Here is an 18,442-nt window from a genome sequence, read left to right as displayed (position 1 = left end):
GTGTGCCTTGGCGCGGCCTAAAGGGGCGCGCTGGTGTAGCCGTTGTAGAATCGCAAAAGATCCTGAACCTGGCGACGGGAGAACCCGCCCCGATCGATCATGACGTACTTGGCGGCGTCGAGGTTGGCGTGGGGGGCCAGTCCGCGGCAGCCCCAGCAATGGGCCCCCTCGGTGACGCAGACCGCGCCGCAGCCGGCCCGGGTGATGATACCGAGGCAGGGTCTGCCCAATTCGTAGCGGCAGATGTTGCCGGCGGCCTTGCACTCCATGCACACCGGGTAGTCCGGGAGCCAGGGGGTCCGGCCCAGGAGAAGTTCCTTGGTGACCCGCAGGAATTCCTCCTTGTCGATGGGGCAGCCGTGAATCTCGGCGTCCACAGGGACGACGGCCGAGACGGGCCGGGCCGGGATGGTTTCGTAGGCCCGGGCCATGGGGCCGTAGACATGGGTCCGGTACACGGACTCGTCCATGAAATTCTTCATGCAGTTCACCCCACCGATGGTGGCGCAGGCCCCCAAGGCAACCAGAATCTTGGCCCGTTTCCGGATACCCTTGATTCGGTCTATGTCGGCCGGGGTGGTGATGGAGCCCTCGACAAAGGCGATGTCGTAGTCGTCGCTCCTTTCGGTCATGACCTCCCGGAAATTGACCACCTCGACATGTTCAAGGAGGTCGAGAAGCCGTTCCTCCAGGTTGGCCACCTGAAGCTGGTCGCCCTCGCAACCGGCGAAGTCGAAGAAGGCGATTCTGGGTTTGCTGGCCATGGGTCCTCCAAAAAAGTGATGCGTCCGAAGCCGGTGGCTACAGGGCCTCCTGCAGGGACTCGATGTCGGTGTAGCGGAATACCGGTCCGGAAATGCAGGCGTTCAGGCCGTTGATCTGACAATGGCCGCATTTGCCCAGGCCGCATTTCATCTTTCGTTCCAGGGAGACGTAGATTCGGGAGGGGTGGATGCCCAAATCCTTGCAGCCGGCGATGACGAATTTGTACATGACCGGCGGTCCGACCATGGCCACGTAGGTGTTGTCGGGATCGAAAGTCAGCTTGGGCAGCAGGGTGGTGACGAGCCCCACGTGACCGGTCCAGTGTTCATCGGGAACGTCAACGGTCTCATAGACGTCCACGTCGGGCCGGGCCGAAAGTTCGGCCAGTCTGTCGACGAAGATGCGCTCAGACGGATTGCGGGTGCCGACCAGGAGTATGATCCGGCCGAACTCGTTGCGGTGCTTGAGCTGGTAGCGGAGCAGGCTGCGCAGGGGGATGTATCCGAGTCCTCCGGCCACGAAAATGGTGTCCTTGCCCACAAATTCCTGAATGGGAAAGAAGGAGCCGTAGGGACCGCGGATGGCGACCTTGTCGCCTTCGTTTAGCACGTGCAGGGCGTTGGTCACAGACCCGATTTTGCGGACGGCAATCTCGAAGTGGTGGGTGTCCGGGTTGGGAAAGGAACTGATGGAAAAGGGAGCTTCGCCCACACCGAAGACCGAGACCTGGATGAATTGCCCGGGCTTGTGGGCCAAGGGGCGTCCGTTGTCCGGGGCGAACTCGAACAGGGTTACCAGCGCGGACAGTCGTTCCTTGCGGATGAGGGTGGCCGGGCGCGGGACGTAGGGAGAAAAGTTCCGACGGTTCATTTGAATTCCTCCCACAGGGCGTTGTAGACCTCCATGGGATTGGCGATGCCCGCAGTGCAGGCTCTCACGCAGCGGCCGCAGCCCACGCAGCCGAGCTCGCCCACAAGGTCGTAAATGTACTTGCCCTTTCGATAGTATCGGTGCCGGTAGCGCTCCAAAGCCTTGGCCCGGAAGTTATGGCCGCCGGCAATGAGGGCGAAGGAGGGGAGCATGCACGCGTCCCAGGTCCGGAATCGGCGTCCGGTTTTCATGTTCAGATCCATCTCCTCCCGGATATCGAAGCAGTAGCAGGTCGGACAAACCACGTTGCAGGACCCGCAGGCCAGACACATTTCCGAGCGTTCCCGCCAGAGCCGGGAGTTCCATGATTTTTCGAGCAGGGCCGGGATATCCTGCCAGGGGAAACGCAGCCCTCGGCGATCGGCCACCAGGCGCACGGCTTCGGCGGTTCGTCTGGCCGCGTCGCGTTCGGCCACGCTGGCCTGGGGTATTGGTCCGGAGGCCTTGAGGAGTTCCTCGCCCTTGGCCGAGCCGACCACGACCAGGAAGGCAGCCGGTCCGATCTTGGTCCAGTAGAGATCGAAGCCCAAGTCGGCCTGTCCGGCCCCCATGGTCGACCAGAAGGCAGTTTCGGCCACCCGGATGGGGTCCAGGGCGAAGATCAGGGTCTGTTCCCGTCGTCGGCGGTAGGACTGGTCGGGAGCCCCGGATTCCAGGAGCTGGTCAAGCTGAGCGATGGCCCTGACGTCGTAGGGATGGACTCCAAAGAGGAGCTGCTTGGGGGCCTCAAACACAGGTTCAGCCGTGCAGGACCGGGCGTCGTAGGCGATAAGGTCTTCCTGGGAAGGGAGAAGAAAACGTTTGGGGGAGTTGTATGCCACATCGTAGTCCCAGGCGATTTCAACCTCTTTCCCCCAGGGGGCGAAATCGTAGAAGCCCGGTTCGGTCTGAACGGGCACGTGTACGGCATAGTCTCTTGACCATGCGTCGAGCAGACCGGGAAGCTGTTCCAGATACACCGTGTAGGCTGTCATACGTCGTACTCCTGCGAAGGGAGGGTTTCATCACTTCGAGATGAATGTCACGCACACATACGGAACGAAAAACAGGCTGACAAGATTGTTTCTTTTCTCACAAGGCATGGTTGATGCCCGGGGAAAACGCCGCAATCAAACAGGCATCACCGGCCATGCTTGCCCTCATGGGGCGGGAATCGAGTCCAATTGCGGGTGCCAGTGTTCCACCTCGGGATGAATGTGCAGAAGACCTGCCTCCTGGCCGATTTCAAGTCCCAGGCAGACGAGAAAGAGAACGAGCATGATCAGGCCAAGAACCCTTGTTCCCGGTCCGGGATTCTTGCGCAGAAAGATGAGGCTCGGCAGGATGCCGAAGAGGACGACGATGCCCACCCCGCCAACGACGTTTATGGCCGTCAGAAAGACGTCGGGCCAGAGCAGGGCGATGGCCAGGGGCGGACCAAATGTCAAGGCTGCGGCCAGGCTGCGGTTCTGAAAATGGAACTGGTTTTCGGTCATGTCCCGGATGAAGCTCAGAAGTCCCATGCCGTTGGCGAGATAGGAGGTCATGATGGCCAGAAGGGAGAAGACCAGGGAGGCCACGAGGAACAGCTTGGAATGGATGACGGCAGACATGGGTACCGTGGCCGGAAGGTTCTGTTCGAAGGCGGCCAGGAGGCTGTTTTCGGTTCCCTCCAGGGGTAGGACGCCGATGCCGACCTGGATCCACACGGCGTTCATGACAAAGCCGATGAGCATGCCGCCAAGCATGGTTTTCCAGACGGCGGAAAGATCCCATTTCAGACTGGTACAGACGTCCGGGATGATATTGTGAAAGTGGAAGGCGGTGACGATGATGGGTGCGGTGTAGGGCAAGAACCTCCAGTCCATGTAGCCGAGAGCGCCACTTTCCACATTGGTTTCCCCGATTCCGACCATGAGCCCAAAAAAGATGAACAGACAGATCATGATCAGACTGTTGTACTTGAGGATCATGTCCACCTTCATCAGGGCCGTGCCGGTCAGTACGGCAAAGAAAATTAAGGTTACCAGCCAATTGAATTGTTCGGGCAGGCCGAAGATGTTTCCGATGATGGTCGTTCCTCCGGTCAGGTAGGCTACGAGCAGTCCGTAGAGGATCAGCATGTTGGCCAGAATGGCCACCCATTTTCCGGTCCGACCCAGGTAGGCCCCGTAGAGGCTTGGCAGGTTGAAGGTCTCCTTCCGGGCCTGGACGGCCTCCCGTGCCAGGACCATGGCAGAGAAGAACATGGCTCCGCCAAGGAGGACCATGCCCGCAAGGGCGGGGATGAATCCGGCCAGGCCGGTGTTGATGGGCAGGGCCAGAATGCCTACTCCAATGAGGTTGCCGACGACGAGAAAACTGACCGTGACCATGATGGACAGGGATGGGCGGACGGACATGGGTCTGGCTCCATTGGGTTGTGTTTTGAACGCGCTCTGTCGTGGCCTTTAGATGCCGGTGGTCGATCCTGTCGCCTGGGCCAAGGCTTTTTCGGTCAGTTTATGCCGAGTGATGTCGGTCAGAAAGATGAGAGAAGCGTCCTTGCCTTGCAATTGAAAGACTACTCCGGTGGTCTCGACCCATTTGACGCTTCCGTCCCGGGCGATGAACCGGAACGGATAGGGTTCGAGGCTCTCCCCGGACAGCCTGCGGATGAAATTCGTGAAGACCCGTTCCTGGTCATCGGGGTGGACGAATCGATGAATGGGGTGTCCGCTGATCTCCTCGGCGGTGAACCCGGAAATTTTTTCGGCATAGGCGTTGGCGAAGGTGATGAACCCGTTCTGAATGACCAGAATGGCTTGGGAGGCGTTGGCAACCAGGACCCTGTAGAGGTCTTCGCTCTGCCGAAGGGCATCCTCGGCCCGGAAGCGTTCGACCATGGAACCGATGAGCCTGGCCACGCTCAGAACCCGGTTTTTCGTCGATTCGATGAGGAACGTCGGGCGGGGGTCGTAGATCGTGGCCGCGGCATGCAGTCGATCGTCGGGGATTCGGTAGCGCCAGGCCAGGGTCTTCAAGCTTCCGGAATCCAGGGGCGGCGAGCCCAGGCCCAGGGCGATGGATCCGATGACCTCGTCGTTGGCCAGGATTGGAACGGCATAACATCGTATGCCTCCGGGGCAATCCGATTCCTCGGGTTCACGGATGCGCATGGCCTTGGTGCAGGTTTTCATCCAGCATTCATGGCAGAGCCATTGGCCCGAATTCATGGCCATGGCGTTGCTTTCGGCCATACAATTGGTCCTGGAGGCCGTGTCGAGCAGGGAACACCATTGGGAGATGTCGGCCTTGAGGACGTAGGTTCCGTCCTTTTCCATGACGGCGATGGACGTTCCCAGAAGTTCAACGCACTCTCCGGCCATTTGCCGCAGCAGATCCGGGTCCAGACATCGGCCAATGGCTCCGGTGCCGCTAAATTCGGTTTTGTAGGCCGGGTTGGCCGGACATTGTCCGGAAGGGGCGATCAGACCTTTTTCCGTCCGCTCGGGACAGACGAGCCAGCGGAATTTTTCCAGTTTCGCCGCCGCCCCACTGGCATCGGTGGCGTCGATGCAGAAGGCTTGGACAACGGCGTTATCCTTGCCCGCATAATTGTCGAGACAGGCATGAACCGTTGTCCAGAACAGGGTCCCATCCATTTTTTTGTGACGGCATTCGAAATCGTTCACGCGACCTTGAAGTTTCAAAAGATCCACCAATCTTTCCCAGCTTCCAGGGTCGGCACAGACTGCAGAAAAAATTTCGGCCGCGACCATGGCTTCGACGGATTCGTAGCCGTGGATTTTGGCCAAAGCGGGATTGGCGAAAAGAATCCGTCCTTCCAAGTCGGCCTCGAAAAATCCAATAGGTGCGTTTTCGAGAATCTCGCGGCTGCGAATTTTTGAGTGGTCCGATGGCTGTCTTGTGACCGTGGGCATGACGGAATCTCCTGGCGTTTTCGATGAATTCTCGAATAATTCAGAAATCCCTATGTCAAACCGTCACCCACCGCAAGGTTTTAACTTTGGATCTGGGCTGTTTAAAGGCCTTTTCTCATGGGCGGGATTGGTCTATCCACGTATACGTTCCGTGACGAATTCATTTGGGACGAATCCGGCTTGCATTTTGGGACCGTTTTTTTGCCCTGACTCCATGGAGGATTTCATGCCGATTCCAAACATCGTTCTCGTTCATGGCGGAGGTTCCCATGGGGCCGTCTGGAACCCGGTGACCATGAGGCTCGAGGCCCTTGGTCGGAAGGTCTTCCACCCGGATCTGTCTTTGCCGGAGTCAAGCACTTTGCAGGATCACGGAGAACAGATCGTTCAGGTGTTATCCGTGGCCGCAGCCGACCAACCCGTAGTCCTGACCGGACACAGCTACGGGGGCCTGGTCGTCGCCGAAGCGGCCAGACAGCGGCCCGGTCTGGTCAAGGCCATGGTATTCCTCGACGCCGCGGTTCCCCAACTCGGCAAGTCCCTGTTCGATCTTTTGGGCCTTTCTGGACTCGATCCTCGGAAAGATTTCGGTCTGGAGGCCCTTCATCCGTACACGGCCCCGTCGATGGTGGACATGGCCGCGTTGAACGATATCCCCAAACTTTACGTCTGGTGTGTCAAAAGTGATTTTGCCGCCGTGACGCGCCAGGCCTTTGAGGCGGCTCGAAATGCAGTCCCTGCTGCTCGATGGCGGGTCATGACCCTGGATTCCGGACATTTCGCCATGACCGAACGGCCGGATGAAGTCGCCGCCCTCCTGCTGGAGATGTAAAACCACTCCGCGTCCATTCGATTTTCTTTTTTTCCCAGATTTTCAAATGATTGTGTTTAGCTCCGGAAATGGCCTGCCGGGCCGATTTTCGAGGCATTGTTTAATCATGAGTTTATAACATACTGTGAATGTTGATTTTATTTTCATTGACTTTGTCAGCGTTTAGGTCAAAAGGCGTTTTCCTCGACAGTGCGTCCTGCCCTGTCCATTCGGGAAGTTCATTCCAACTCTTCTCCTTATACAGAAAAGATCACGAGGAAGGTTGCCGTGCATTCCAACGCGTTCATGAGCCGGAAGTCGGATTCGTTCGTCCTCACAAATAAACTCGTATCGATGACGAAACCGGTTGACAATTTGGGCTGGAGGTTCAACTGGAGCAAGGTGACCGTTGCCCTGAGCTTGGTGACGATCCTGGCCCTGGCCGTCGCGATGCGTCTTCATCTGGCCGATGATCTGGAACGGCTTCGACTCGAGGCTTTCCAAAGCCCCTGGGCCTGGGTCGGTTTGGCCATGATCGTCTTGAGTTTTCTCGTCCTGGTCTGGAGGATCTTCCTGGTTGTCGGCTACCGATCGACTCCATCGTGTCCCGACAAGGACCTTCCTCTCTGCACGGTGGTCATACCGGCCTACAACGAAGGCCGTCAGGTCCTGGATACGGTCCGGAGCGTCATGGCCAGCGACTACCCCTGGACACGAATGCAGGTCGTCTGCGTGGACGACGGCAGCAGAGACGATACCTGGATCTGGATGCAGGCTGCGGCCAGGGAGTTTCCAGACCGGCTGGAGCTTGTCCGGCAGCCGATCAACCACGGCAAGCGAAGAGCCCTCTACGAGGGTTTCGTCCGGGCCAGGGGCGAAATTCTGGTAACCATCGACAGCGATTCCGAGGTTGCCCCCGGAACCATCCGCAGTCTGGCCAGCGTCATGGTCCGCAACGGGCGAGTGGGGGCCGTGGCCGGGAACGTCAGGGTTTTGAACGTCGGGGAGGGGCTGATTCCCAAGATGCTGGACGTTTCCTTTACCTTTTCCTTTGACTTCATCAGAGCATCCCAGAGCCGGGTGAACACGGTCATGTGCACGCCCGGGGCATTGTCAGGATACCGCCGCAGTGCCGTGGTGCCCATTCTCGATGAATGGCTCAACCAGACCTTTCTCGGTCGGGAGGCCAATATCGGGGAAGACCGGGCCATGACCAACCTCATCCTCCGGCAGGGCTGGCTGGTCCACTTCCAGCACGACGCCGTTGTCTACACCAAGGTCCCGACGGCATATCGGGGACTGTGCAAGATGCTTTTGCGCTGGGCCCGGAGCAACATCCGGGAAACCCTGGCACTCTGTCGGTTCGCCTTCAAACGTTTTCGCCCGGAAGGAGCTACCGGGGCCCGGATCAACCTTCTCGTCCATCTCCTCAGGATGTCCGTTGGCGAATGCTTCAAGCTGTCCCTTCCCCTGGTCCTGATGATCTGGCCTTTGTTGGCCGGCTACAATCTCCTCATCGGCCTCGTCACGGCGGCTTTGGTTCCGGCCTTGTTCCATTTCGTGCGGAACCGGAACACCGACTTTCTCTGGGCCTTTCCCTATGCGGCCTTCTGGCTGGTGGGATTGTCGTGGATCAGTCTCTACGCCCTGGTTACCCCGCATCGGAATGGATGGTTGACCCGGGACTTGGCGACGGAGCTCGGTGAGGTGGCCCAGTCGAAGATGGCCGTGAATACGGCCAGGATCGCGGCCTGAATTCCTTTTTCGATGATGGTTCGGCCCTCGGAGGTCCGATATTCGTTGACTGCCGACGGCGGTCATGGCACCCTCTCGGGGCCTTGAAAATCGTGATCTGAACAGGAGAAAGCCATGATCGAACTCAGCCTGGCCAATATCGAGAACTACCTGACGCGAACCTTTCCAGGTCAGGTCCGTCTGACAGGAGTGGGGGACATCGGTTCCCTGGACGAGCAGGGGATGAAGGACTTCGGGTACGGCAAGCCGATGCTCGTCAGTTTTGAAGTGGACGGCCGTCCCAGGCAGGCTGTCTTGTCCATGATGCGCGGGGACAAGTACGGTCACCAATTTCTCTGGGACCGGGCCGCCATCCTCATGTTCCAGTACGATGCCGGATCCCGGATGCCCAAGCACGTTTGCCCACTGGGCCTGGGCTATGTGGACGGCCAGGGACGGTTGGAACCAGTCCTGGATCCGAAAGAATTTTTTATCGTCAACGAAAAGGTCGAAGGCGACGACTATTTCCTGCATCTGGAACGGATCAAAAACGGCGAGTTTCGCGATTCGGACGTTCGTCTGGCCCGGGATTTCGCCGCTTGGCTGAGCGAGGTCCACGCCCGGAAACACGAGGCGGCTGACCTCTACGTCCGCCGGACCAGACAGCTCCTCGGGGATTCCGAGTGCATCTGGGGCATTGTCGACGGATATCCTTTTCCTTACGAGCCATTTCCGGTCAAGCGAATCAAGGCCCTGGAAAAACGCCTGATCGACTGGCGCTGGAAGCTGCGGGGCTATACCCACCGTCTCTGCGCCGTGCATGGGGATTTCCATCCCTGGAACGTCCTGGTCCGCCCGGACGGCGACTTCACCGTATTGGACCGCAGCCGGGGTGAATGGGGCGAGCCGGCCGACGACGTGTCCACCATGACCTGCAATTATCTTCTGTTCAGTCTCTACGGACATGCCGGGCTCGGCGGGCATTTCGAAGCTCTATACACGGCCTTCTGGGAAGAATACCTCGGACGGACCGAGGATTCGGAAATGCTGGAGGTCATCGCCCCGTACTTCGTGTTCCGGGCTCTGGTCATCGCCTCTCCCGAATGGTATCCGAACCATCCGCCCCAGGTCAGGGAAGGCCTGTTCCGGTTCATGGAACGTGTGCTCGATGACGAGGTCTTCGACTGGCGGAACATTAACAAGTACATGGTGCCGTGAGCGGAATCTTCAAAAAAGGATGGGCGATGTGGTTCGTCGGCCTGCCCGGTTCCGGCAAGAGCAGCCTGGCCCGGGGCGTGGCCAAAGCCCTGCGGGCCGAAGGCATGGACGTGGATCTTTTGGAGATGGATGCCCGCAGGAAATCCTATTTTCCGAATCCGACCTATTCCGGCGAGGAACGGGCCGAGGCCTATCGCCTATTCGCCGAGGAAGGGGCTGCCCTGGCCAGGGACGGGAGACGGGTGGTCATGGACGGCACCGCTCCCAAACGGGCCATGAGGGATCATTGCCGAAACCTGGCCCCACGGTTCGTTGAGGTTATGGTTCGATGCAGACTGGAAACGGCCATGGCCCGGGAGGCGGCCCGGCCCGAAGGGCTGGTCATGGCCGGGCTGTATGAGAAGGCCTTGGAGCGCAGGCGCACCGGTCAAAACTTTCCCGGTCTGGGGCAGGTGGTCGGGGTGGATGTGCCCTTCGAGGAGAATCCAGAGGCCGAACTGGTGATCGAGAATGATTGCCCGGACCCGGAAAGAGGGGTGGCGGCCGTTCTGGAGTTTCTTCGTCGCTGGTTGGGGGATTTCCGAAGGTGAGCCGGAGTTTCCACGTCCTGACCTTCGGCTGTCAGATGAACGTCTGCGACTCGTCCTGGATTTCTGCTTCCTTGCGAAGCAGGGGATGGGAGGAGACTGTCGAGGAAGAGGCCGATGTGGTCGTCCTGAACACCTGCAGCGTTCGGGACAAGCCAGAGCAGAAAGTGTATAGCGTTTTGGGGCGGATCGGTCCCAGGCTGCAGTCCATCCCTGACGGCTTCGCCGTGGTGGGGGGCTGCGTGGCCCAGCAGGTCGGCCGGGCCATCTGGAAGCGTTTTCCCTTTGTGCGGCTTGTCTTCGGTACGGACGGGGTCCATCGGGTGCCTCAAACCATGGACCGTCTTGTTCGGGGTGAAATAGGTCGGGCGGCCCTGCTGGACTTCGAGGACGCCTATCCCGAGCGCCACGGCGGCCTGCCGGATCAGATTCCCGGCCAGGCCTTCGTGAACATCATGCAGGGCTGCGACAATTTTTGCGCGTATTGCATCGTGCCTTTCACCCGGGGGAGGCAGAAATCCCGGGATATAGATTCGGTGTTGCGAGAATGTTCGACCTTGGTGCAGCGGGGAGCGAGAGAGTTGACCCTGCTTGGGCAGAATGTCAACAGCTTCGGGCTTGACAGGCCAAGCAGCCCGTCATTTGCCGAGCTACTGACAGCGGTGGCCGACATTCCGGGCCTGGAGCGTCTCCGGTTCACGACCTCTCATCCCAAGGACATTGCCCCTGAAGTCATCGAGGCCTTTGGATCGTTGCCGGTTCTGTGTCCACAACTGCATCTGCCGGTCCAGTCCGGATCAAATCGGATTCTGAAGGCCATGGGCAGGAAGTACACCAGGGAACGCTATGTTGATATCGTCAGGGCCCTGCGCGGGGTCCGGCCGGATTTGGCTCTGAGCACGGACATCATCGTCGGGTTTCCCGGAGAGAGCGAGCAGGATTTTCAGGAGACCATGAGCCTGCTGGATGAGGTGGACTACGCCGGAAGCTTTTCGTTCATGTATTCGGACCGGCCCGGAACCCAGGCAGCCGCGATGCCCTTGAAGATCGACCGCAGCGAAAAGCTCGACCGTCTGACTCGGCTGCAGCGCCGACAGGATGAGTTGACCGCGTCCCATCTGGCGGGCATGGTCGGGAATGAAACGACTGTTTTGGTTGAAAGGCCGAACCAGAAGCAGTTCGGAAGTCAAATCCGCTGGCAGGGCCGGGATCCCGGGGGGAGGATCGTCCATTTTGATCACGTTATCCCGGATCTGGCCGGGCGCATGGTCGCGGTAAAAGTCACCGGTTCCGGAGGGCACAGTCTGTCCGGCGAGACGCAAGGAGCACCATGGTAGAAATGCACGTTTTTGGGCTGGCCCTGGACGAGGAATCTCAGGTTCCGATTCTCATCCTCAAGGATGGGGACGGCCGTTTTGTCCTGCCCATCTGGATCGGGAACATGGAGGCCGTGGCCATCTCCATGGCCATCAACAAGATACAGGTCCAGAGACCCTTGACGCATGACCTTTTTCTGAGGCTCCTGGAGAACCTTGAAACCTCCCTGGATCGGGTCGAGTTGACCGCCCTGAGCGAGGGCACCTATTACGCAGAGCTGGTCCTTTCGACAGGAGATCGGCAGAGGCGCTTGGACAGCCGTCCCTCGGACGCTATCGCCCTGGCGCTCAGGGCCGGTGTCCCGGTCTTGGCCACCGAGACCTTGCTGGAGACCGTGGCCAAAGGAGCCGAGAAACCATTCCAGGCCGTGTTGGACGACGCCGAGTCGGACAAATGGACCGAAGTGCTGGCCAAGTTCGATCCGGACGGCAAACCCTATTCGATGTGATCATGTTCGATCTGCATACACACACGGTTTTCAGCGACGGGGAGCTCATTCCGGCCGAACTGGCCAGAAGGGCGAAGGTGGCCGGGTATTCGGGCATCGCCTTTACCGATCATGTGGACGATTCCAACCTGGAAACGACCCTGGCCGGACTCTTGGCCGTGGCCCGGGAATATGGTCCGCACATGGGCCTCGATCTGCTGGCCGGAGTGGAATTGACCCACGTTCCGCCCGGCTTGGTGCCAGTTCTTGTCGCTCGGGCCAGGGAATTGGGGGCGCAGGTGGTGGTTGTCCATGGAGAGACTGTGGTCGAGCCTGTGGCTCTGGGCACGAATCTGGCGGCCATCGAGGCCGGGGCGGACATACTAGCCCACCCCGGGCTCATTACCGAGCAGGACGTCCGTCTGGCCGCCGAGCGTGGAGTTTTTTTGGAGATCACGACTCGCAAAGGGCATTCTTTGGCCAACGGCCACGTATTGGCCATGGCCAGAAAATTCGGGGCCGGTCTGGTCATCAACAACGACGCCCATGCCCCGGGGGATTTGGTTTCGAGGGACTTTCGGCGCATCACCGCCCTGGGGGCGGGTATGACCGAAAATGAATACCGGCGAGCCGAGGCCAACGGTGACGGTCTGGCCCGAAAAATCCTGGCCGCCCGAGGGACGGTCCAAGCCTGAGGCCGGGGCTATGGGGCCCTTCACCTCAACATAAACGAAACAGTCATGCATTCATTCAGTTTTTGGGACATGCTGGCCCAGGCCACGACCATGGTCCAGTTGGTCCTTCTCGTTCTTGGAGCCATGTCTATGACCAGCTGGTACATCATCTTCTATAAGACTATCCAGCTGAACAGGGTCCGCAAGCGATCCCTCCAGGATTTGGAACGGTTCAACAAGGCCCCTGATCTGCCCAGCGCCCTGCGCCTGCTGAAAGCCGGGTCGGGCTCGCCCTTGTTTCCGGTGGCCAATCTGGCCCTGGGAGAGATCAAGAATCTGGAGCGGGCCAAGATCCGACCCGAGGTCAAGTACAAGATCTCCGAGGACAACGTCCGTCGGGTCCTGAAGCAGGGGGTGAGCCGGGAATTGGACCGCATCTCCAGGTCTCTTCCCTTCCTGGCCACCTGCGCCAACGCTGCGCCGTTCATAGGCCTGTTCGGGACGGTCTGGGGGATAATGCACGCCTTCCATACCATAGGCATACAGAAATCGGCGGCCCTGGCCGCGGTGGCTCCAGGCATCTCCGAGGCTCTGGTGGCCACGGCCATCGGACTCTTCGTGGCCATCCCGGCCACGGTGGCCTACAACACCTTTCTAGGGATGCTGAACAGTATCGAGAAGGAATTCGTGAATTTCGCCGGAACATTTTTGAACAGGGTCCAGCGCGAGATTCCCTGGATGGATCTCAAGACCCGGGAGGAGTGAGATGGCGCTCGGGGTCGGGGGGAAAGGGTTCGTTTCCGAGATCAACGTCACGCCCTTCGTGGACGTTATGCTGGTCTTGCTGATCATTTTCATGGTCACGGCCCCTCTGATGACCCAGGGCATAGAGGTCGATCTGCCTCAGACCAGGACAGTGGCCTCACTGCCCGAGGACAGTGATCACGTGATTCTGACCGTCAGCGGGAACGGAACTCTTTTCCTCGACGAGTATCGATTGGAATTGGACGAGCTTGAAAAGCATCTGGCCACGGTCATGTCAGGCACGAACAAACTCTTGTATCTCAAGGCCGATAGGGCCGTTCCCTACGGGGTCGTGGTCAAGGTCATGGCCAGGGCCAAGGCGGCGGGGGTTGAAAAACTGGGCGTGGTGGCCGAGGAGGAAACCGATCCGTGAGGCTTTCCTTTCCGTCGGGCCGGTCATTCTCCAAGTTTGGGGGCGATGGGGCGGGCATGCGCGGACTCAGCCTGGTCCTGTCGGTCCTCGTGCATGTCATCGTGGCCGTGGCCCTGCTCCAGGCCGGAAGCGGAAACTCCATGGCCAAGATCGACCTGAATAAAAGAGTCTACACCGTTGATCTGGTAACCCTCAAGGCTCCGGGCCCGGCCAAGGGCGGAGCCTCCCAGACACCGAAATCGGCCGCAGTCCAGAAAAAGGCCGATCCGAAACCGACCCCAAAGCCCGCAGCCAAGGTCGAGCCAAAACCGACGCCCAAGGACATCAGTCCGGCCAAGAAGGCCCAGGATACGAAACCCAAGGCCAAGCCCGAGGCCAAGGCTAAGCCCAAGGAAGAGCCCAAAAAGAGGCCGGAGAAAAAGGAAAGCCGGGAGGACATCCTGGCCAGCGCCCTGGGGAGTGCCCGGGAACAGGCCGCCCGCAGCGATCGAGCCCAAAAGGACACCGTGGCCGGAGCTCTGGCTCAGGCCCGGCAAGAGGCCGCTGCAGTGGGATCCCCTGGCGAGGGCGGCGAAGGGAGCGGAGGGGTGACCCTCCTGGATATCTACGCGTCCCTGGCCGAGGCCAAGGTCAAGGAGAATTGGAGATTTCCGCGGGTCGGAGGTGGTGCCCTGGTGGTCGGAGTCGAGATCGACATCGACGACGCCGGAACAATCGTCGGGTCCAGAATCGTCGAGTCATCCGGCCGATCCGATTTCGATGCCTCGGCCATGCAGGCCGTGGCCGAAACCAAGGTTTTTCCCAAGCCTCCTCTGGGGATCCGTCGATTGGTCATCCGTTTCAATCTGAATGAACTCATCTCGTGAGCATATGAACAAAGTCATCATTCTTTTCCTCCTGGCCTTGTCGGCCCTCTTTTTGGCCGCATTGCCGGCCGTGGCCCAGGATGCCTTGAACATCGACATCCACGGCCCCGGCCAGACCCGAATGAACCTCTATCTGGCGTCGCCATTGCCCTTGGAGGGTCGTGAGGGCGTCGATCTCGATCCGGCGGTAAATCTGGAGAAGGAGTTGAGGGCCAACCTGTCCTTCCTGCCTTTCTTTCATCTGGTTTCCTCGGCGGACATGCTGGGAGGAGGGGGCCTTGGCGGGTATCTAGCCAGGAACATGGACTTCAGGAAGCTTCAGCTCTCCAAGGTCGATCTGGCCTGCACCTCGGCCTGGGCCCAGAGGCCGGGCATCCTCGGTGAGGTCGAGCTCAGGGCCTACGAGGTCTTCACCCAGCGGCTCGTGCTCGGCAAGGCCTACCAGATCCAGGGGACGGAACAGATTCCGCAGGTCGCCGCCAAGTTTTGCTCAGCCCTGATGGAGATATTGACCGGGAGCGGGCTTTTTTTTGATTCCAAGCTGGCCTTCGTCAAAAAAATCGGTCGAAACAAGGAAATCTACGTGGCCGACGCCCTGGGCCGGGATTTCAGACAGGTCACCCGCCTTGGAGGCATCTGTTTGAGTCCGGCCTGGTCCCCTGATGGTCGCTATCTGGCCTTCACCTATCTTTCCGGACGTGAGCATATGCTCGGACTTTGGGACGGCGAAACGGACAAGGTCACGACCAGGACCCTGCCTGGAAACACGGTCATTTCCCCGGTTTTTCTGCCCGACGGGCGATTAGCCGTAAGCATCAATCCCCAGGGCAGCTCAGACATCTTCCTACTGGACCGAAGTTTTAGGCTGGACAAGCCCCTGGTCCAGCATTGGGCCATCGACATTTCCCCGAGCTTCGACTCCGCGGGACACAAAATGGCCTTTGTCTCCAGCCGGGCAGGCAATCCGCACGTCTTTGTTCTCGACATGCCATCCGGGGAGGTCAGTCGGGCCACATACGCCGGAAAATACAACACCGGAGCCGACATCAGCCCTGACGGCAAGTTTCTGGCCTACGCGGGGGAGACCGAGAACGGCCATCGGATTTTCGTCATGGACCTGACCACGGGACGGGAACGGCAGGTGAGCTTCGGCCCTCGAAACGACGAGGATCCGGTTTGGTCTCCGGACGGATATTTCCTGGCTTTCACTTCCAACCGCGAGGGCGGGTATAAGATTTATCTGACCACCCGGCATGGAGATGAGGCCAGACTGGTGCCCACCGGTCCCGGGGAAGCCTCGGCTCCGGCCTGGGGAAGGGAATACGCAAAAGGGCGATAAGCGTGCCCGTGCTATATGGGTCGGTTTCAAAAACAATTTTTTTGGGAGGAAGAGAACATGCGCAAAGGAATTTGGTTGGTATTGATGGTCGTGCTGGCCGGATCGTTTTTGGCTTCGGGATGCGCCAGCCGCAAGGTGAGCGGCGACTCGACCTCGGTGCCCCAGCCCCAGCCCGAGCCGGTGGTCGTTGTTGAGCAGGAAACGATCGAGATCGTCGAAGTGGAGGACCCCAGGGTTCTGGTCGAAAGGGAGCTTCGGCAGTTGACCATCCATTTCGACTTCGACTCCTCGGATCTCAAGCCCGAGGCCAGAGCGAACCTGCAGCTTGTAGCCGACACGTTGAAGGCCAACCAGACCGTCCGGGTTCTGATTGAAGGGCATTGCGACGAGCGAGGCACCGAGGAATACAACTTGGCCCTGGGTGAACGCCGGGCTCGGGCGGCCCGTGAATTCCTTGTCCTGCTCGGTGTGGAATTGTCCAGGACGGAGATCCTCAGCTACGGAGAGGAGCGGCCCGTGGCTTCCGGACATAATGAAACGGCCTGGTCCCAGAACCGCCGCGCCGAATTCAAACCCATTCAGTAGGATACCGAAACAGGGAGGGTGGATCACAAGTCCGCCCTCCCATCGCGGAAAACATCGAGGAGGCAACAGATGCGCAGAATGAGTTGGATGCTCTTGGCGGCCCTGGTGGCTGCATTTCTTTTTGCCGGCGGATGCACCAAGAAGCAGGTCAGCGTCGGTTCTTCGCCCATGACCCGAACCGGAGCCCAGACCGGCAGCTTCCAGGATGGCGGGCCTGCCGATGCCGAAACCGAAGAGGCCAAGAAACTTCGTGAACTTCAGGAGCGGGAGCTTCACGAGAGCGAGCTTCAGGACGAAGAGGCCAGACGTTTGGCCCTGGAGTCCGAGGGAACTCAGGGAGATCCGACACGGTTGGCCGCCCTGGAGGAAGAGGTCAGGAATCTGGTCGTCCTGTTCGATTTCGACTCCTTTGAACTTAAGGCCGAGGCCCGGGAGAAACTCCAGGTCCTGGCCGACAGGTTGAAGACCAATCCGGGGGTGCGCCTTCTCGTCGAAGGACATACGGACGACCGGGGAACCGAGGAATACAATCTGGCCCTGGGCGAGCGTCGGGCCAGGGCGGCTTACGAGTTCCTGATCCTCCTGGGTTTGGAATCGGGGCGGATGCAGATCATCAGCTACGGCGAGGAATATCCTGCCGTTCACGGCCAGAACGAGTCGGCCTGGGCCCAGAATCGCCGGGACGAGTTCAAAATCATACAATAGTCTTCAGACGTCTGATTGTTGAGAAATTAACTCTCGGGAGGCCAGACATGAAGAAGGGATGTATGAGCGGCCGGGCGATGATACTGACCGTAGCGGCCATGTTGCTGGTTCTTGGCTGCGGATGCCGCACGGGCAATTCCTCGGGGGACCAGACCGACGAGGAGCGGGCTCGGGCAGCAGTCGACAAGGTCAGGGATGATCTCCAATCCGTCCTCGGCCGAGACGTGCCTGTCCTGGGGTTGATCATCCAGACTCCTTCCACGATCATCTTCGCGTCCTCGTCGGCATCACCGGAGCAGGCCATGACGGCTGACACCCATTTTCGGTTCGCCAGCAACACCAAGACCTTCACCTCGACCTGCATCCTGCGCATGCATCAGGACGGGTGGCTGGACATCAATAATCGGATCACGGACCTCATCCCCGGCTCGACCATCCCCTACGTTCCAGACACGGTCGAGTGGAACGTCCCCTGGAAAGACGAAATCACCATCGAACTTCTTCTCCAGCACGCCGCCGGGGTCTACGACGTGGACAACGACGAGGTGCCCGGATGCGGAGGGGAGTCCTACACGGCCTGGAAACAGGGTCTGAAACCCGACCATCAGTTCTCGGCCTCCGAACTGGTGGGACAGGCCGCCTTGCACAGCCTGTCGTATTTCGAGCCGGGCCAGGGCTATCACTACAGCAACACCGGGTACACCATGCTTGGCGAGATCGTGGCCCGGGTCTATTCCTTCAGGACCGGAACGAGCAAGACCCTGACGGACTACTTGCGTGACATGATCGTGGGAGAGCAGGCTCCCGTGCCCCTGGACATTGATTTTCCCTGGAAGTCCACGGACCAGACGATTCCCGAACCGTTCGTACCGGGAACCATCGTCACGGAGGGAGGGACCTTGGTCTTCTCGCGGATGAACATGAGCGCCCAGGTGGCCGAAGGCAACGGATGGGGAACCCTGGCCGGCCTGAACCGATTCGTCCGGACCCTGTTTCGGGGGGAAAACATCCTCGAGCCGGAAACGGTCGAACTGATGATGACCGACGGCTCGACGGCCCAGCCAACCTATGCCCTGGGCTGCGAATACCGCCCCAATCTCGGCTACGGGCACAACGGGTGCCGGGTCGGGTATCTGTCCATGATGGCCTACGATCCGGAAGCCGAGGTTTCAGTGGTCGTCTGCCTGCCCTTCTTGGACGTGAGCAGGGGCATGGACACATTCCAGCATTGCTTTTTCGCCCTGTACGACGCAGCCTACGGCGTCCGGGAAGCCTTGGGGTATCCGGGAAAACCCGAACAGTCCCGATAGCTTTCAGGCGGCCATCATGTTCCGGCCGTTTTGAC

At 59.6% G+C, this 18,442-nt stretch carries 19 protein-coding genes; 14 read left to right on the top strand and 5 right to left on the bottom strand.

Annotated features, from left to right (window positions below):
- Positions 1–17: 17 nt before the first annotated feature.
- From EOM25_00320 to EOM25_00300, 5 genes are all read right to left on the bottom strand, one after another.
- On the bottom strand, positions 18–764 hold the full coding sequence (locus EOM25_00320) for an NADH:ubiquinone oxidoreductase (GenBank protein ID NCC23630.1): 747 nt from the start codon (positions 762–764) through the stop codon (positions 18–20).
- A 37-nt stretch (positions 765–801) separates the two neighbouring features.
- The gene (locus tag EOM25_00315; GenBank protein NCC23629.1) at positions 802–1,635 is read right to left on the bottom strand and encodes an oxidoreductase; all 834 of its coding nucleotides are present in this window, start codon (positions 1,633–1,635) and stop codon (positions 802–804) included.
- Entirely contained in the window at positions 1,632–2,669 is a 1,038-nt protein-coding gene (locus EOM25_00310) for a Ni/Fe hydrogenase subunit beta (GenBank protein ID NCC23628.1), read from the bottom strand. The genes EOM25_00315 and EOM25_00310 overlap by 4 nt, the downstream gene beginning before the upstream one ends.
- Before the next feature lie 165 nt (positions 2,670–2,834).
- A complete protein-coding gene (locus EOM25_00305) occupies positions 2,835–4,076 on the bottom strand; it encodes a tryptophan/tyrosine permease (protein NCC23627.1) in 1,242 nt (413 codons plus the stop codon).
- A gap of 48 nt (positions 4,077–4,124) precedes the next feature.
- Positions 4,125–5,597 carry a PAS domain S-box protein gene (locus tag EOM25_00300; protein ID NCC23626.1) on the bottom strand — a complete coding sequence of 491 codons (1,473 nt, stop codon included), beginning with the start codon at positions 5,595–5,597 and terminating at the stop codon, positions 4,125–4,127.
- Between EOM25_00300 and EOM25_00295 the strand changes: the two genes are divergently transcribed.
- The 14 genes from EOM25_00295 to EOM25_00230 all read left to right on the top strand — a co-directional run bounded on the left by EOM25_00295 (position 5,596) and on the right by EOM25_00230 (position 18,407).
- The gene (locus EOM25_00295; protein NCC23625.1) at positions 5,596–6,429 is read left to right on the top strand and encodes an alpha/beta hydrolase; all 834 of its coding nucleotides are present in this window, start codon (positions 5,596–5,598) and stop codon (positions 6,427–6,429) included. The genes EOM25_00300 and EOM25_00295 overlap by 2 nt on opposite strands.
- Positions 6,430–6,714: 285 nt before the next feature.
- Complete coding sequence (locus EOM25_00290; protein ID NCC23624.1) at positions 6,715–8,163, top strand: glycosyltransferase family 2 protein; 1,449 nt, start codon at positions 6,715–6,717, stop codon at positions 8,161–8,163.
- 114 nt (positions 8,164–8,277) lie between these two features.
- On the top strand, positions 8,278–9,360 hold the full coding sequence (locus tag EOM25_00285; GenBank protein NCC23623.1) for an aminoglycoside phosphotransferase family protein: 1,083 nt from the start codon (positions 8,278–8,280) through the stop codon (positions 9,358–9,360).
- A 26-nt stretch (positions 9,361–9,386) separates the two neighbouring features.
- A complete protein-coding gene (locus EOM25_00280; GenBank protein ID NCC23622.1) occupies positions 9,387–9,950 on the top strand; it encodes an adenylyl-sulfate kinase in 564 nt (187 codons plus the stop codon).
- Positions 9,947–11,284: a tRNA (N6-isopentenyl adenosine(37)-C2)-methylthiotransferase MiaB gene (miaB, locus tag EOM25_00275; protein ID NCC23621.1), complete on the top strand. Its 1,338-nt coding sequence runs from the start codon at positions 9,947–9,949 to the stop codon at positions 11,282–11,284. The genes EOM25_00280 and miaB overlap by 4 nt, the downstream gene beginning before the upstream one ends.
- On the top strand, positions 11,278–11,772 hold the full coding sequence (locus tag EOM25_00270; GenBank protein ID NCC23620.1) for a bifunctional nuclease family protein: 495 nt from the start codon (positions 11,278–11,280) through the stop codon (positions 11,770–11,772). Before miaB ends, EOM25_00270 begins: the two co-directional genes overlap by 7 nt.
- 2 nt (positions 11,773–11,774) lie before the next feature.
- Positions 11,775–12,446 carry a histidinol phosphate phosphatase domain-containing protein gene (locus tag EOM25_00265; GenBank protein ID NCC23619.1) on the top strand — a complete coding sequence of 224 codons (672 nt, stop codon included), beginning with the start codon at positions 11,775–11,777 and terminating at the stop codon, positions 12,444–12,446.
- A 45-nt stretch (positions 12,447–12,491) separates the two neighbouring features.
- The gene (locus EOM25_00260) at positions 12,492–13,190 is read left to right on the top strand and encodes a protein TolQ (protein ID NCC23618.1); all 699 of its coding nucleotides are present in this window, start codon (positions 12,492–12,494) and stop codon (positions 13,188–13,190) included.
- Position 13,191: 1 nt separating this feature from the next.
- Entirely contained in the window at positions 13,192–13,602 is a 411-nt protein-coding gene (locus tag EOM25_00255; GenBank protein NCC23617.1) for an ExbD/TolR family protein, read from the top strand.
- A 56-nt stretch (positions 13,603–13,658) separates the two neighbouring features.
- Entirely contained in the window at positions 13,659–14,468 is an 810-nt protein-coding gene (locus EOM25_00250; protein ID NCC23616.1) for a TonB family protein, read from the top strand.
- A 4-nt stretch (positions 14,469–14,472) separates the two neighbouring features.
- Positions 14,473–15,807: a hypothetical protein gene (locus tag EOM25_00245; GenBank protein ID NCC23615.1), complete on the top strand. Its 1,335-nt coding sequence runs from the start codon at positions 14,473–14,475 to the stop codon at positions 15,805–15,807.
- 57 nt (positions 15,808–15,864) lie between these two features.
- On the top strand, positions 15,865–16,392 hold the full coding sequence (gene pal / locus EOM25_00240) for a peptidoglycan-associated lipoprotein Pal (protein ID NCC23614.1): 528 nt from the start codon (positions 15,865–15,867) through the stop codon (positions 16,390–16,392).
- A 69-nt stretch (positions 16,393–16,461) separates the two neighbouring features.
- Entirely contained in the window at positions 16,462–17,097 is a 636-nt protein-coding gene (locus EOM25_00235) for an OmpA family protein (GenBank protein NCC23613.1), read from the top strand.
- Positions 17,098–17,144: 47 nt separating this feature from the next.
- Positions 17,145–18,407 carry a class A beta-lactamase-related serine hydrolase gene (locus EOM25_00230; protein NCC23612.1) on the top strand — a complete coding sequence of 421 codons (1,263 nt, stop codon included), beginning with the start codon at positions 17,145–17,147 and terminating at the stop codon, positions 18,405–18,407.
- Positions 18,408–18,442: the final 35 nt, after the last annotated feature.

The organism is Deltaproteobacteria bacterium (assembly GCA_009929795.1).
In the GTDB taxonomy this organism is placed as follows: domain Bacteria; phylum Desulfobacterota; class Desulfovibrionia; order Desulfovibrionales; family Desulfomicrobiaceae; genus RZZR01.
This window is presented reverse-complemented; position numbering and strand designations above follow the sequence as displayed.